This window comes from Methylobacterium sp. C25, from assembly GCF_021352225.1.
Taxonomy (GTDB): Bacteria; Pseudomonadota; Alphaproteobacteria; order Rhizobiales; family Beijerinckiaceae; genus Methylobacterium.
This window is the reverse complement of the sequence record NZ_JAAUVI010000003.1, coordinates 500,457-513,454: the sequence shown is the minus strand read 5'-3', so window position 1 is coordinate 513,454 and position 12,998 is coordinate 500,457. Positions and strand designations below refer to the sequence as shown.

Here is a 12,998-nt window from a genome sequence, read left to right as displayed (position 1 = left end):
GCTGTGCATGCGCAGCGGCCATTGGCCGGAGCCTTGAGGGTGGCAGAGCTTTCCCGAAGCCGCGGGCTACGGTGTCACTCGCTCCGCCCGGCCGTTCCCTTGTCACCGTATTCCGGCGGCAGGCCGATATAGTCGGTCAGGATGCCATCGACGCCGGGAGCCCGGCCGAAGCGCGCGCAATCCGGGTCGAGGGGCGCCTCGCCGAGCACGGTGATGCGGATGCGGTTCCAGTTCGGGATGAACAGCTCGGACTTGAACGGGTCCTTGCCGGTCGCGACGAAGAAACCGAAATCCTGCCCGAACTCGCCGGCGAGGTCGTAGGCGTCGCTGTCTTTCGAGAAGCGCGGCTGGCTGGTGAAGGAGTTGGCCGCGCCGCCCCAGATCATCGCGGCGCGTTGCTGGCGATGGCGGTCGATCGCCTCGGCCTCGACGGTCAGGCTGCCCAGTCCGATCGGGATGCGCGGTACCGGGATGCGACCGAGACCCTCGGCCGCACTGACGCCGAGCTGTCCTGCAATCGAGATCGCCGCCGACAGGCCGATGGTCGAGCCGGCGCCGAGCAGGTCCGTGGGATCGACGCGGGTGATCCGCGAGCGCACCGTGAGGTCGGCATCGGGCGTCGAGACGACGTCGTATTTCAGCGACAGCTCGTAGCACATGGCGCGGTCGGCGGCGTTCGCAGCGAGGGCGCGCTGTTCCGGTGTCAGCACCGACGCGCCGAAGGCGTTGGCCGGGAAGGAAGTCGGGATGATGCGCACGGTGCGCGTGCGCGACAGCGCGGCCTGATCGACGAACAGGCGCGAATCCGAAGCGACGGCGTCGCTGCCGGACAGGCGGTCGCGACGCGTCAGCGACTGGCCGTCGGTGAGGACGACCTGGCCGCAGCCGGCGACCAACGCGAGCATGGCGGAAGCCAGGGCGAGGCGAAGGGCAAAACGTGGCTTATCGTGCCGGGATGGCATCCGATGCCTTTCATGGATCGTCTTGCAATCGTCCTCGATCGATCGGGACGATCATGCGGAGCCGCGACGCCGCCCACGCCACCGCGAATTGTTTCTGAACTTAAGGCCGAGCTTGGTCCCTGCGAAGGGCTAACGGCGTCGCGGGCCGCTCAAGCGGGGACTCCTGTGGCCCGTCAGACACGATTCCGAAACACGATTCACGCGGCGAATTCATCCCCAGGGAATCCACGAGGGGCCAGTTGGCGCTATTTCGGGCAACAATGCGTCCCTCCCAGATCGTCCCCCTCGTCGTCGCCACGGCGCTCTTCATGGAGAACACCGATTCCACGGTGATCGCCACGGCGCTCCCGGTGATCGCGAAGAGCCTCGGTGAGGATCCGATCGCGCTGAAGCTCGCGCTGACGTCATACCTGGTCAGCCTCGCGATCTTCATTCCCGTCTCGGGCTGGGCCGCCGATCGCTACGGCGCGCGCACGGTGTTTCGCGCCGCCCTCTGTGTCTTCATGGCGGGCTCGCTCGCCTGCGCCGGATCGAGTTCGCTGGCCGGCTTCGTCGCCGCGCGCTTCCTGCAGGGCATGGGCGGGGCGATGATGGTGCCCGTCGGGCGTCTGGTGATCCTGCGCAGCGTGCCGAAGAACGAGCTCGTCGGCGCTCTCGCTTATCTCACGATCCCCGCGCTGATCGGGCCTGTGCTGGGGCCCCCGGTGGGCGGCTTCATCACGACCTATTTCGATTGGCGCTGGATCTTCTTCATCAACATCCCGATCGGGCTTGCCGGCATCGCGCTCGCGACGATCTTCTTCGAGAACGTCAGAGAGCCCGAGCGGCCGCCGCTCGATGTGCTGGGCTTCCTTCTTTCCGGTGCCGGCTTGGCCCTGCTGATGCTCGGACTCGCCTCGACGGGGCGGCACCTGTTGCCGGATTGGTTGTCCTGGGGCAGCGTCGCGCTCGGAGCTGTGTTGCTCGTCGTGTATTTCCGTCACTCGCGTGGCGTGGCGAATCCGGTGATCCGGCTCGACCTCCTGAAGCACGGCACATTCCGCGCCTCCGTCACCGGCGGCAGTCTGTTTCGCATCGGCACCGGGGCGATTCCGTTCCTGCTGCCGCTGATGCTGCAGATCGGCTTCGGGCTCGATCCGCTGCGCTCGGGACTGATCACCTTCGCCTCGGCGGTGGGGGCGCTGCTCATCAAGATCATCGGCCCGCGCATCCTACGCCTCTACGGCTTCCGCCGGGTCATGCTCACGAATGCCCTGATCGCCTCGGCCTTCCTGGCGCTCAACGGTCTGTTCACCGCCGGCACGCCGCATTGGCTGATCGTCTGCGCGCTGCTGCTCGGCGGCTGCTGCCGTTCGCTGCAATTCACCTGCGTGAACGCCATCGCCTATGCCGATCTCGACAGCCGCGAGATGAGCGCTGCGACCAGCCTCGCCAGCGTGGCGCAGCAGATCTCGCTCAGCCTCGGCGTCACCATCGGCGCGCTGGCGCTCGAGACCTCGGCCAGGGTGCAGGGACACACGAACATCACGGCGTCGGATTTCACGCCGGCCTTCTTCACGGTGGCGCTGATCTCGGCCGCGGCGATTTTCTCTTTCGCGCGCCTTGCACCGGATGCGGGGGCGGAGGTGTCGGGTCAGAAGGTCCTGGCAACGAAGCCGGGCGACGGATCACCTCAGACCCTGGGTCCGATCACGCCGCTTCACGCATCGGAGCCCGGCCGCCCGAGCGCTTGACCGGAGCCTTTTTCGCAGGGGCCTTGGCCGCGCTCGCCCGCGGCTTGGCTGGAGCGGCGTTGCCCGAGCGCCAGCCTTGCCAGCTCCAGCCGCCGGGGCCGGCCATGGCGTAGATCAGGAAGGCGCCGGCGAGGCCGAGATCGGACAGCAGGAAAGTCCGCTCGGTGACGGCAGCCGCTCCGGAGAAGAGCCAAAACGGGTGCAGCAGGACTGCGAAGGCCGCCACGAACGTGGCCATCGCAAGCCCCGTGACCCGTGGCATCACGCCGAGGATCAGGGCGAGCGGACCGAAGACCTGGATGATCACGGTCGCGGTGGCGAGCGCATTCGGCGCGGGCAGGCCTGCGCTGGCCAGGGTAACGGCGAAGCCCGAGACGTTGAGCGCCCGTGCAATCCCCGTCGGCAGCAGGGCTGCGGCCATGAGCAGCCGGGCCGTCAGAAAGGCACCGTTGCGGGCACGATCGGTCACGGCGGGAACTCCGGAAGCGGGCGAGACGGCCCAGCTTCCGACGTTCGCCTGAAGGTCCGGTTAAGCATCAGCCTCCGGATACGCGATTCACATCGGCGGCCGCAGACCGTCCTTGCCGACCGCGACGCGCTTGGCGCTGAGCTTGCCGTCCTCGTTGCCGGCGATGACGAACACCTTCGCGCCCGGCTTCATTATGGCCGCATCCGCTGGCTCAAAAGTCACGATCGGGGCGGAAGGCGGCACGGTGATCGTCTGGGTGCCCCCATCCTTTCCGTAGGTGACGGTGAGGGTCTTGGCGCCGGTCGCGCCGGTGCTCTTCGCAACCGTGCCGTTGGTCATGGAACTCTTGACCTTCGGCATCCCGCCGGTCGCGGCCTTCACGGTCCCGTTGGTCATCGAACTCTTGACCTTGGAGCCCCCCGTCGTGGTGTCCTGGATCTCGTCCCAATCGTAGTGACCTTCGCCCGTGCCGCGCATCTTTTCGGGGAACAGCACCACCTCGAGGGCCGTCGGAGGATTGTCGCCCTTGGTCGCCGTGCCGACGAAGACGCCGTCCTTGATCTGATCGAGGCTCGACTTCACCACGGAGGCGTAGGTGGTGTCGGAGCCGAGGCTGATGCTCTTCGAGCTGCCATCATCCTGCTTGAGCGTGAAGGTCGTCCCATTGGCGCTTTCGATCGTGCCGCGGACCCTTTCGACCGGCGCCGCGACGGCGGCCGTCGACAGTGCTGCCAGCGCGGCGATCATGGTGAAGCGAAGCATATCGTTGTCCTGATTGGCTTTTTCTGAAGCGGAGCGTCGATCGCCGGCCTGACCGGCCGATCGCCAAGCTCTTCGCCGAGAGAGACGCGCGGGTTACGGATACGGATCCCGATCGAACTGCGGCGGGACGCCTCAGCCGACATGATCGCGCGGCACCTCCAGGAGGCGGAGGCGCGCTATCCCGACGCTCCGGCGCGAAACAGCCGACCGCTTTCGGTCCAGACGACGACCAGCAGGGCTAGCGCAGACAACCCGGCATAGCCGATCGCCACCGGTAGCACGGTGCCGTCGAAGCTCTGGCCGATCAGCGCACCGAAGGCCGCGCCGAGCAACGTCGTGTAGAAGCCGAGGAAGGAGGAGGCCGTACCCGCAACCTCGCCGACGGGTTGCATCGAGAGCGCCTGGAAGTTCGGCATGGTGAAGCTGATCAGGAACTGGTTGAGGCACAAAGCCGCGAGAAACAGCCAAAGGGGCGGCTGCCCCTCCCAGGCGAGCCCGATTCCGACCTGCGCGAGAGCAACGGCGAGGAAGGCTATCAGGCCGGCATGCGAAAGCCAGTGCATGCCGAGCCGCTCGACGAGGCGCGAATTGATCAGCGTCGAGGTGCCCATGGCGCCGGCCACCACGGCGAAGGCCAGCGGAAACCAGCCGCCGAGATGGTACAGGCCCGAATCGAAGACCTGCTGGGCCGAGCCGACATAGCCCATGATGCAGCCGACCATCAGACCGAGCGCTGTGCCGTAGCCGATCGTCGCGCGGCTGGTCACGGTCAGGCGCAGCGCCTGTGCCATGGCGCCGAGCGAGAGTGGGCGGCGGTATTCCGGATGCAGCGTCTCCGGCATCCGCAGCGTGAACCAGACCGTGAGGATGCTGCCGAGAGCCAGCATCGAGACGAAGACCCAGATCCATGAACCCAGCAGCAACATGGTCTGGCCGACGGCCGGCGCGAGCATCGGCGTGATCAGGAAGACCATCATGATCAGCGACATGACGCGCGCCATGGCGCGGCCGGCATAGCGATCACGCACGATGGCCAGCGACAGCACGCGCCCGCCGGCGGCACCGGTCCCCTGTATGAAGCGGGCGGCGAGTAGCCAGCCGAAGCTCGGGCTGAACATCGCGATCACCGTCGCGGCGAGATAGATGACGAGGCTCGCCAGTAGCGTCTTGCGCCGTCCGAGCGAGTCGGAGAGCGGCCCATAAAGGATCTGCCCGACGCCGAACCCGACCATGTAGACGTAGATCAGGAGCTGCAGCCGGTTCGGGTCCGCGACGGCGAAGCGATCCTGGATCACGGGAAAGGCCGGCAGCAGGTTGTCGATCGACATCGCGGTGACGGCCATCATCAGCGCGACGATGCCGACGAACTCGCGGAAGCCGGGGCGGTCCGCTTCGGGAACGGCGACGGTGTCTGGCCGAATGGGTGCTGTCACGATCGCACCTTGCGATATTGGCGGGTTGCTGGTGTAGCCTTTAAGCCCGGTCGGCGCCGGGTGGGCCGTTCCGTCCGCAGGGCTGACCCGTGCGGACCATGGGCCGCATCATTCGAGAAGGACTTGGGATGACCGACCGGCGCGGTGCCAGCGGCGGCCTGCGGGGCGACCTGAAGCAGCGGGTGAAGACCGGGCGCGGGCGCACCCTGTCCCAGAAGCGCTGGCTCGAGCGCCAGCTCAACGACCCTTATGTGGCGCGGGCCAAGCGCGAGGGCTACCGCTCGCGCGCCGCCTTCAAGCTCATCGAGATCGACGAGCGCTTCAATCTGCTCAAGCCGGGGCAGAAGATCGTCGATCTCGGAGCGGCGCCTGGTGGCTGGTCGCAGGTCGCTGCGAAGAAGATCGGGGCAGAGGGCAAGGTGGTTGGCATCGACCTCCTCGAGATCGAGCCGATGACCGGCGTCGAATTCATCACCCTCGACTTCCTCGACCCGACCGCCCCCGGCATTCTCACCGAGATGCTCGGCGGACCGGCTGATTTCGTGATGTCGGACATGGCCGCCAACACGACGGGCCACAAGAAGACCGACCACCTGCGCATCATCGGGCTGGCCGAGGTCGCCGCGCACTTCGCCCGCGAGATCCTGGCGCCCGGCGGCAGCTACCTCGCCAAGGTGTTCCAGGGCGGCACCGAGGGCGAACTCCTCACGGACCTCAAGCGCGACTTCGCCACCGTGCGTCATGTGAAGCCCAATGCGAGCCGCGCGGATTCGAGCGAGCTCTATGTTCTGGCGACCGGCTTTCGCGGACGGGCAGCCCAGCCGACAGAATCGGAAGCCTGATGGGCAAGAAGCTCTCTGCCTTTCCGATCACGCCCTGCAGCGCCGAGGGCCGCGTCGACGTAGCGGCCCTGCGCAGCCTGCTCGCGCCGCTGCGGGACGCTGGTGTCGATTCCATCGGGCTGCTCGGCAGCACCGGCACCTATGCCTATCTGTGCCGCGAGGAGCGCCGCCGAGCGCTCGAAGCGGCGATCGACGAGGTCTCGGGCCGCATGCCGATTCTCGTCGGGATCGGGGCGTTGCGCACCGACGAGACGGTTCGGCTCGCCCAGGATGCCAGAGCGATCGGAGCGACGGCCGGGCTGCTTGCGCCGGTCTCCTACACGCCTCTCACGGATGACGAGGTGTTCGAGCACTTCTCCGTGGTGGCGCGCGAAAGCGGGCTGCCGCTCGTGATCTACGACAATCCCGGCACCACGCATTTCAGCTTTGGCCTGGACCTGGTCGCCCGCGTCAGTCGGCTGCCGGGGGTGATCGCGATCAAGAGCCCCGCTCCGGCCGCGCCGGCCGTGGCGCCGCATCTCGACCGCCTGCGTCACGCCGTGCCCGACGGCTTCTCCGTCGGCTGCAGCGGCGACTGGCACGTCACTGAAGCGCTGATTGCAGGCGCCGATGCCTGGTACAGCGTCGCGGCCGGGCTGTTTCCGAAGGCGTGCCTTGCGATCGTGCGCGCTGCCGAACACGGGGATGCCGAGGAGGCGCGCCGCCTCAATGCCGCGCTCGAACCGCTCTGGGGCCTGTTTCGCGAGCATTCGAGCCTGCGCGTCGTCTACGCGGCGGCCGCGATTCTCGGCCTGACCGACGCCGAGCTGCCCCGTCCGATCCTGCCATTGCCGCAAGAGGTTCGGGCGCGCGTCGCCGAGACGTTGCGGGCGTTGGCGTTGAGCTGAGCGCCGTCAGGATCATTCTTTCGTGAGCCGACGGCGTGCACGGACAGAATCCGCGTGCATTGGCGCGGCCTTAGCCTAGCCTTCCGCCTTCGGCGACGGACGGAGGCCAGCGATGACCAGGGCAAAAGCATCGGCCAAGGGCAAGACGGGCAAGGCGGCGCCGGTCGACGACAGCACGACCTCCGACGACATTGCCGTCGCAACGGTCCGCACTGTCGAGATGGAGACCGCCAAGAGCCGCACCGAGCATGACCTGCTCGGCTATGACGAGGTGCCGGCGAATGCACTCTGGGGCATCCACACCAAGCGCGCGGTGACGAACTTCCCCATCACTGGCGTGCCGGTCGGGCATTTTCCGGAGTTCGTGCAAGCCCTGGCTCTGGTGAAACAGGCCGCGGCGCGGGCCAACAAACGGCTCGGCTATCTCGACGCGGTCAAGGCCGATGCCATCGACCGGGCCTGCACCCTGGTCGCTACCGACAAGGCCTATGCCGAGGCTTTCGTGGTCGATGCCATCCAGGGCGGTGCAGGCACCTCGACCAACATGAACACCAACGAGGTGATCGCTAACGTCGCCCTAGGGCTGATGGGCCACGCCCCCGGTACCTACGGGAAGCTGCATCCAAACGACGACGTCAACATGGCGCAGTCGACCAACGACGCCTATCCGACGGCTCTGCGGCTGGCGGTGATCATCGCGACGCAGCCGCTGACGCGGGCGCTCGACGACCTCGCCTACGCCTTCAAGGGCAAGGCGGTGGAATTCGCCGACGTGCTCAAGATGGGCCGTACGCAGCTCCAGGACGCCGTGCCGATGACGCTCGGCCAGGAATTCGACGGTTTCCACGCCACCATCAAGGAGGATGTCGGCCGGCTCACGGAAACCAGCGCGCTGTTCCGAGAGGTCAATCTTGGCGCCACCGCCATCGGTACCGGGATCAACGCCGATCCGCGCTACGCAGCGCTCGCGGTCGAGGAACTGTCGCGGGTCTCGGGCCAGCCGATGGTGCTTGCTGGAAACCTCATCGAGGCGACCTCGGATCTCGGCGCCTTCGTGCTGTTCTCGGGCGTGCTGAAACGCGTGGCCGTGAAGCTTTCTAAGATCTGCAACGACCTGCGGCTGCTTTCGTCTGGGCCGCGCACGGGCTTCGGCGAGATCCGGCTGCCCGCCGTGCAGGCCGGCTCCTCGATCATGCCCGGCAAGGTCAATCCGGTGATCCCCGAGGTGGTGAATCAGGTCGCCTACATGGTGATCGGGCAGGATCTCACGGTCACGCTCTGCGCCGAGGGCGGCCAACTCCAGCTCAACGCCTTCGAGCCGACCATCGGCTATTGCGTGCTCTCGTCGATCCGCATGCTGACGGCAGCGATCGAGACCCTGACGAAGCGCTGCGTCGAGGGTGTCGAAGCCGACAGGGAGCGCTGCCGCGCCCTGGTCCAGGGCTCGATCGGGCTCGTTACGGCGCTGGCGCCGACACTCGGCTACGAGGCGAGTTCTCGCATCGCGCAGCGCGCGCTCAAGGAAAACCGCTCCGTCGCCGAACTCGTGCTGGAGGAAGGCCTTCTGACCGAGGCCCAGCTCAACCAATTGCTGGAGTTGGAGGCGATGACCCATCCGACGCGCCGGCAGAAGAAGGGCACGATCTAACGGAGCACGCGCGCCAGTTCCCCTCCCGCATGCGAGAGAGGAACCCCTATGGCGATAATGGCCTGCCGTAGACGCCTCAGGCGACCGTCAAGCCGACATCCACGTTGCCGCGGGTGGCGTTGGAATACGGGCAGATCTGGTGTGCAGCCTCGACGAGTTTCTGCGCCTCGGCCTTGTCGATGCCCGGAAGGGTAATGGTGAGATCGGCCGTGATGCCGAAGCCGCCTTCCGAGCGTGGGCCGATGCCCACCTTGGCGTTCACGGTGGTCTCGGCCGGGATCTTCACCTTGGCCTGGGCACCGGCGACCTTGAGCGCGCCGAGGAAGCAGGCCGAATAGCCGGAGGCGAAGAGCTGCTCCGGGTTGGCGCCGTCACCCCCCGCACCGCCGAGCTCCTTCGGGGTCGAGAGCTTCACCTGGAAGCTGCCGTCATCGGTCTTTGCAGAGCCGTCACGGCCGCCGGTGGCAGTGGCGGAGGTGCGGTACTTCACGTCGACGCTCATGGGGATCTCCTGGGTTGGATCCAGCTCGGATGTTTGCGCGGCCGCCGGGACCATCTCGTCTTCGGCTGCCGTTACTGACAGGCATATAGATTGCGCACAATCTATTCACGTGTGTTGGCGCACATGGGAGGATCGAATCTGGCTTGGGGCGGTTCTCAGGGCCTCGGTGCAGCGATCGTCGACGCCTGTTGGCGAGAGGGTTGGAGCGTCATCGCGAATTCCCATAGCATCGGCGCCTCGGACGACGAGGACGTCCTGAGTGTCGAATTGAGGGCCCTCTCCTCAATGCGACTCCAGGTATCAGAAGCTCGTTGACATTCGATAGCCGACCGGTCATCTATTTTTCATGCCCAGGCCAGCCAATCCAGCGGTGCGTTCTCGCCTCCTTGCCAAGGGCGCTGATCTTGTCCAGCGCCACGGATTCAATGCGACCGGCGTCCAGGATATCGCCTTAGCTGCCTCGGTCCCCAAAGGGTCGTTCTACAGTTACTTTGACAGCAAAGATGCTTTCGGAACAGAGATTGCCTCAGAATATTGGTTTGAGATCTCGAATAATTACGGAAAATTCCTAGAAGATAAAAACATCAATCCTTATCGGAGAATTTGTCTGCACTTCGAAGGGCTTGTGGATTACCATCGAGATCACGGGTTCGCTATCGGCTGTCTGATCGGAAATCTCGCGCTCGAGGTATCTTTTTCGAGCGAGCCGATGCGACGGCGCCTGTTCGGCCTGTTCGATGAATGGACACGGCTTCTCGCGGACTGCATCGGGGATGCTCAGGTTCGCGGCGAGATCGCATCGCAGGATAGCGCGAGCGAACTCGCGGCATCGCTGATCGACGCCTTCGAAGGAGCAGTGATGCGCGCGAAGGTCGAGAGAACCGATCGGGCTCTCCTCCGCTTTCAGGAGCAGTCCCTGCCGCGGCTTCTCGCCTGATCTCGTGTCTCATTTATAGCTGACCGGTCGTTTATGTTTGTCATCCGCGGCAACCAAATCGGGAGTAGGAAATGTCCAACAACGCAGAATCCACTCGACGGGACGACCTCGCGCATCAACTCTATGAGTCAGCTGGAGATGGCGCTCTTCCAAAACCTGCATTCAAGCTAGATCTCAAAGCCGCAGCTCTCGTCGTCGTAGATCCACAGAACGATTTCTTGAGTCCCGACGGTGTCAGCTGGCCGTTCTTCGGCGAGAGCATTACCGAGAACAACACGGTTTCAAACATCGGAAGACTCTTCGCGGGCGCCAAGGCAGCTGACATCGCAGTGGCAATCTCGCCACACTATTATTACCCCTGCGATCATCATTGGCATTTCGGCGGCCCGCTTGAACTGGCCATGCATCAAATAAAGATGTTCGATCGGAAGGGCTCCGTAACTCTCGAGAACTTCGAAGGTTCGGGCGCCGATTTTCTACCGGCTTATAAGGAATACATTCTTGACGGCCGCACAATCATTGCGTCGCCGCACAAGGTTTTTGGGCCTGAAACAAACGATTTGGCGCTCCAATTGCGTAAGCATGGGGTTTCCCAGGTAATTCTGGCTGGGATGGCCGCAAATCTTTGCATCGAATCGCACCTGCGCGAACTCGTCGAGCAGGGTTTCGAAGTCGTCGTTGTGCGTGACGCCACGGCTGGACCGCGCGTCCCCGAAGGTGATGGCTATCTCGCGGCTATGATCAACTTCCGCTTCATCGCCCATGCGATCTGGACCACCGACGAAACGCTCGAGATGCTGAACAAATAGTCGGGTCACATCGCTTACGCTTTCGTGAGTTCTGTTGCCGCGAAATGCCAGTCTAGGAGGTGATCTCGGTTGCCGGAGGAAGATGCAGCAGCCTTGCAATCTCGGCTCCGGCTCCGTCGCCCAACAGATCTGCCAAGGTGTAGCCGTCGAGCACGTCCAGGAAAGCTGCCAGAGCCTCTCCAAGAGCTTTCCGTAGGCGGCATGGCGCCGTGATCGCGCAGGCGCCGGACGCAAAGCACTCCACCAATGCAAGGTCGTCCTCCGTCTGACGGACGACGGCTCCAATGACGATGTCCTCAGGCTGCTTACCGAGTCGCAGACCGCCGCCCCGACCCCTCATCGTATGGACCAGCCCGAGCTTTCCGAGTTGGTGAACCACCTTCGTCAGATGGCTTTCGGAGATGCCGTAGGCCTGCGCGACGTCAGCGATCGAGCTCAGCCGCGGCTCGTTCAGCCCAAGATAGATCAGCGTTCTCAACGCGTAATCGGTGTAGCGGGTCAGGCGCATCAAAGATCCTACCCGAGAAGGTATATTCCACTTGCACCTTATGAGCCACCCTCTTAAAAGATGCATGATTGATGCACCTTTTAAGGCCTCCCGATGCCTGCTTCGCTCGAACCCACCACCATCGCGCTCATCAAGGCCACGGTCCCGGCACTAGAAGCACACGGCCTGGACATCACGAAGCTCATGTACGAGCGCCTGTTCCGGAACCCGGAGATCCGAGATCTCTTCAATCAATCCCATCACGGCGAAACCGGCTCGCAGCCGAAGGCACTTGCGCAGGCTGTGCTGGCCTATGCCCGGAACATCGACAATCTCGGCGCGCTTTCGGGGGCGGTCGAACGCATCGCCCAGAAGCATGTCGCATTGAACATCCTGCCCGAGCACTATCCGCACGTGGCCGACGCGCTGCTCGCGGCGATCGGGGATGTCCTCGGCGAAGCTGCCACCCCCGAGATCTGCGCAGCCTGGGGAGAGGCGTATTGGTTCCTGGCAGAACTTCTGATCGGGCGGGAGGCCACGATTTACCGGGAACTCGCCGCGAAGCCGGGCGGCTGGAACGGATGGCGGGAATTCGCGGTAGAAAGTATCACGCAGGAAAGCGAAACGATCAGCTCGTTCGTGCTCCTGCCCGTCGACAGTCGGCCGATCCTGCGGCACGAGCCGGGACAGTATCTCGGCTTCCTGTTCGATCTACCGGGGCAGGGTGTTCTCAAGCGCAACTATTCGATCTCGTGTGCGCCAAACGACTTCGCATACCGGATCACGGTGAAGCGGGAAGGCCGAGCGAACGAGCCGGCCGGGATCGTCTCAAACTGGCTGCATGATCGGGCCAAGCTCGGGACGATCCTTCGGGCGGCGCCGCCGGCGGGCGACTTCTTCCTCGACACAAAATCCGACGAGCCCATCGTGCTGGTCAGTGGGGGCGTCGGTCTGACGCCGATGATGAGCATGCTGGAGGCGATCGTCGGCGAGAAATCCAGGCGGCCGACCTGGTACGTTCATGGAGCGTTGAATGGTCGGGTCCATGCGATGCGCGGCCGTGCGAAGGCTCTAGCCGGCAGCAATGAGAACATCCGCATCCGGACGTTCTATGCTGAGCCGGAGGCCCAGGATCGGCTCGGGATCCACTTCGACGATGCCGGCCTCATCACGGCCGACTGGCTGGTGGCTCAAACGCCGGGCGACGCCGCTACCTACTATCTCTGCGGGCCGAAGCCGTTCCTTGCGTCGCTCGTCAACGGGCTTCAGCGGCAGGGCGTGCCTGCGGAACGCATCAAGTTCGAATTCTTCGGGCCGGCGGACGAACTGGTCGACGAGCCGCGGCAAGCCGCTTGAAGCAGCTGGGGGCGCCTGGACGCAAGCAAAGCTCCGCCGCGAGGAGGCCAAGATGCTTCAAGCAGCACATCGATACGCTCGGCGTCTGGAAAGCGATGACAGGCGACTAGCATGCTTTCACCCGGGCTTCGGGCCAGAACTAGCTCGGGATCACTATGACCGGACCGACGT

The 12,998-nt window shown here is 64.8% G+C and carries 13 protein-coding genes; 7 read left to right on the top strand and 6 right to left on the bottom strand.

The window, feature by feature from the left end:
- Positions 1–74 precede the first annotated feature (74 nt).
- Positions 75–962, bottom strand: a complete 888-nt coding sequence (locus HCU64_RS12285; protein WP_233384194.1) for a DUF3313 domain-containing protein — start codon at positions 960–962, stop codon at positions 75–77.
- Between the two features lie 260 nt (positions 963–1,222).
- Here HCU64_RS12285 and HCU64_RS12280 point away from each other — a divergent pair, with 260 nt between their 5' ends.
- The gene (locus HCU64_RS12280) at positions 1,223–2,695 is read left to right on the top strand and encodes an MFS transporter (RefSeq protein ID WP_233384193.1); all 1,473 of its coding nucleotides are present in this window, start codon (positions 1,223–1,225) and stop codon (positions 2,693–2,695) included.
- Here the strand turns inward: HCU64_RS12280 and HCU64_RS12275 are convergent.
- From HCU64_RS12275 to HCU64_RS12265, 3 genes are all read right to left on the bottom strand, one after another.
- On the bottom strand, positions 2,652–3,164 hold the full coding sequence (locus HCU64_RS12275) for a DoxX family protein (RefSeq protein WP_233384192.1): 513 nt from the start codon (positions 3,162–3,164) through the stop codon (positions 2,652–2,654). The genes HCU64_RS12280 and HCU64_RS12275 overlap by 44 nt on opposite strands.
- 87 nt (positions 3,165–3,251) lie before the next feature.
- Entirely contained in the window at positions 3,252–3,926 is a 675-nt protein-coding gene (locus tag HCU64_RS12270) for a metal ABC transporter permease (RefSeq protein WP_233384191.1), read from the bottom strand.
- A 176-nt stretch (positions 3,927–4,102) separates the two neighbouring features.
- Positions 4,103–5,269: a multidrug effflux MFS transporter gene (locus tag HCU64_RS12265; RefSeq protein WP_325169970.1), complete on the bottom strand. Its 1,167-nt coding sequence runs from the start codon at positions 5,267–5,269 to the stop codon at positions 4,103–4,105.
- Positions 5,270–5,487: 218 nt separating this feature from the next.
- Between HCU64_RS12265 and HCU64_RS12260 the strand changes: the two genes are divergently transcribed.
- From HCU64_RS12260 to HCU64_RS12250, 3 genes are all read left to right on the top strand, one after another.
- Positions 5,488–6,201 carry an RlmE family RNA methyltransferase gene (locus HCU64_RS12260; RefSeq protein WP_233384189.1) on the top strand — a complete coding sequence of 238 codons (714 nt, stop codon included), beginning with the start codon at positions 5,488–5,490 and terminating at the stop codon, positions 6,199–6,201.
- Positions 6,201–7,088 (top strand): dihydrodipicolinate synthase family protein, encoded by an 888-nt coding sequence (locus tag HCU64_RS12255; RefSeq protein ID WP_233384188.1) that lies wholly within the window; start codon positions 6,201–6,203, stop codon positions 7,086–7,088. The genes HCU64_RS12260 and HCU64_RS12255 overlap by 1 nt, the downstream gene beginning before the upstream one ends.
- A 112-nt stretch (positions 7,089–7,200) precedes the next feature.
- A complete protein-coding gene (locus HCU64_RS12250; protein WP_233384186.1) occupies positions 7,201–8,736 on the top strand; it encodes an aspartate ammonia-lyase in 1,536 nt (511 codons plus the stop codon).
- Between the two features lie 76 nt (positions 8,737–8,812).
- On the opposite strand, the gene HCU64_RS12245 is transcribed toward HCU64_RS12250, so the two are convergent.
- Positions 8,813–9,238, bottom strand: a complete 426-nt coding sequence (locus HCU64_RS12245; RefSeq protein WP_233384184.1) for an organic hydroperoxide resistance protein — start codon at positions 9,236–9,238, stop codon at positions 8,813–8,815.
- Between the two features lie 370 nt (positions 9,239–9,608).
- Here HCU64_RS12245 and HCU64_RS12240 point away from each other — a divergent pair, with 370 nt between their 5' ends.
- Together HCU64_RS12240 and HCU64_RS12235 are read left to right on the top strand one after the other, a co-directional pair.
- Positions 9,609–10,175, top strand: a complete 567-nt coding sequence (locus HCU64_RS12240; RefSeq protein ID WP_233384183.1) for a TetR/AcrR family transcriptional regulator — start codon at positions 9,609–9,611, stop codon at positions 10,173–10,175.
- Between the two features lie 71 nt (positions 10,176–10,246).
- The gene (locus HCU64_RS12235; protein ID WP_233384181.1) at positions 10,247–10,984 is read left to right on the top strand and encodes a cysteine hydrolase family protein; all 738 of its coding nucleotides are present in this window, start codon (positions 10,247–10,249) and stop codon (positions 10,982–10,984) included.
- A 52-nt stretch (positions 10,985–11,036) separates the two neighbouring features.
- Here the strand turns inward: HCU64_RS12235 and HCU64_RS12230 are convergent, their stop codons facing one another.
- Complete coding sequence (locus tag HCU64_RS12230; protein ID WP_233384179.1) at positions 11,037–11,492, bottom strand: Rrf2 family transcriptional regulator; 456 nt, start codon at positions 11,490–11,492, stop codon at positions 11,037–11,039.
- Between the two features lie 93 nt (positions 11,493–11,585).
- Between HCU64_RS12230 and hmpA the strand changes: the two genes are divergently transcribed.
- Positions 11,586–12,827 carry an NO-inducible flavohemoprotein gene (gene hmpA / locus HCU64_RS12225; RefSeq protein ID WP_233384177.1) on the top strand — a complete coding sequence of 414 codons (1,242 nt, stop codon included), beginning with the start codon at positions 11,586–11,588 and terminating at the stop codon, positions 12,825–12,827.
- Positions 12,828–12,998: the final 171 nt, after the last annotated feature.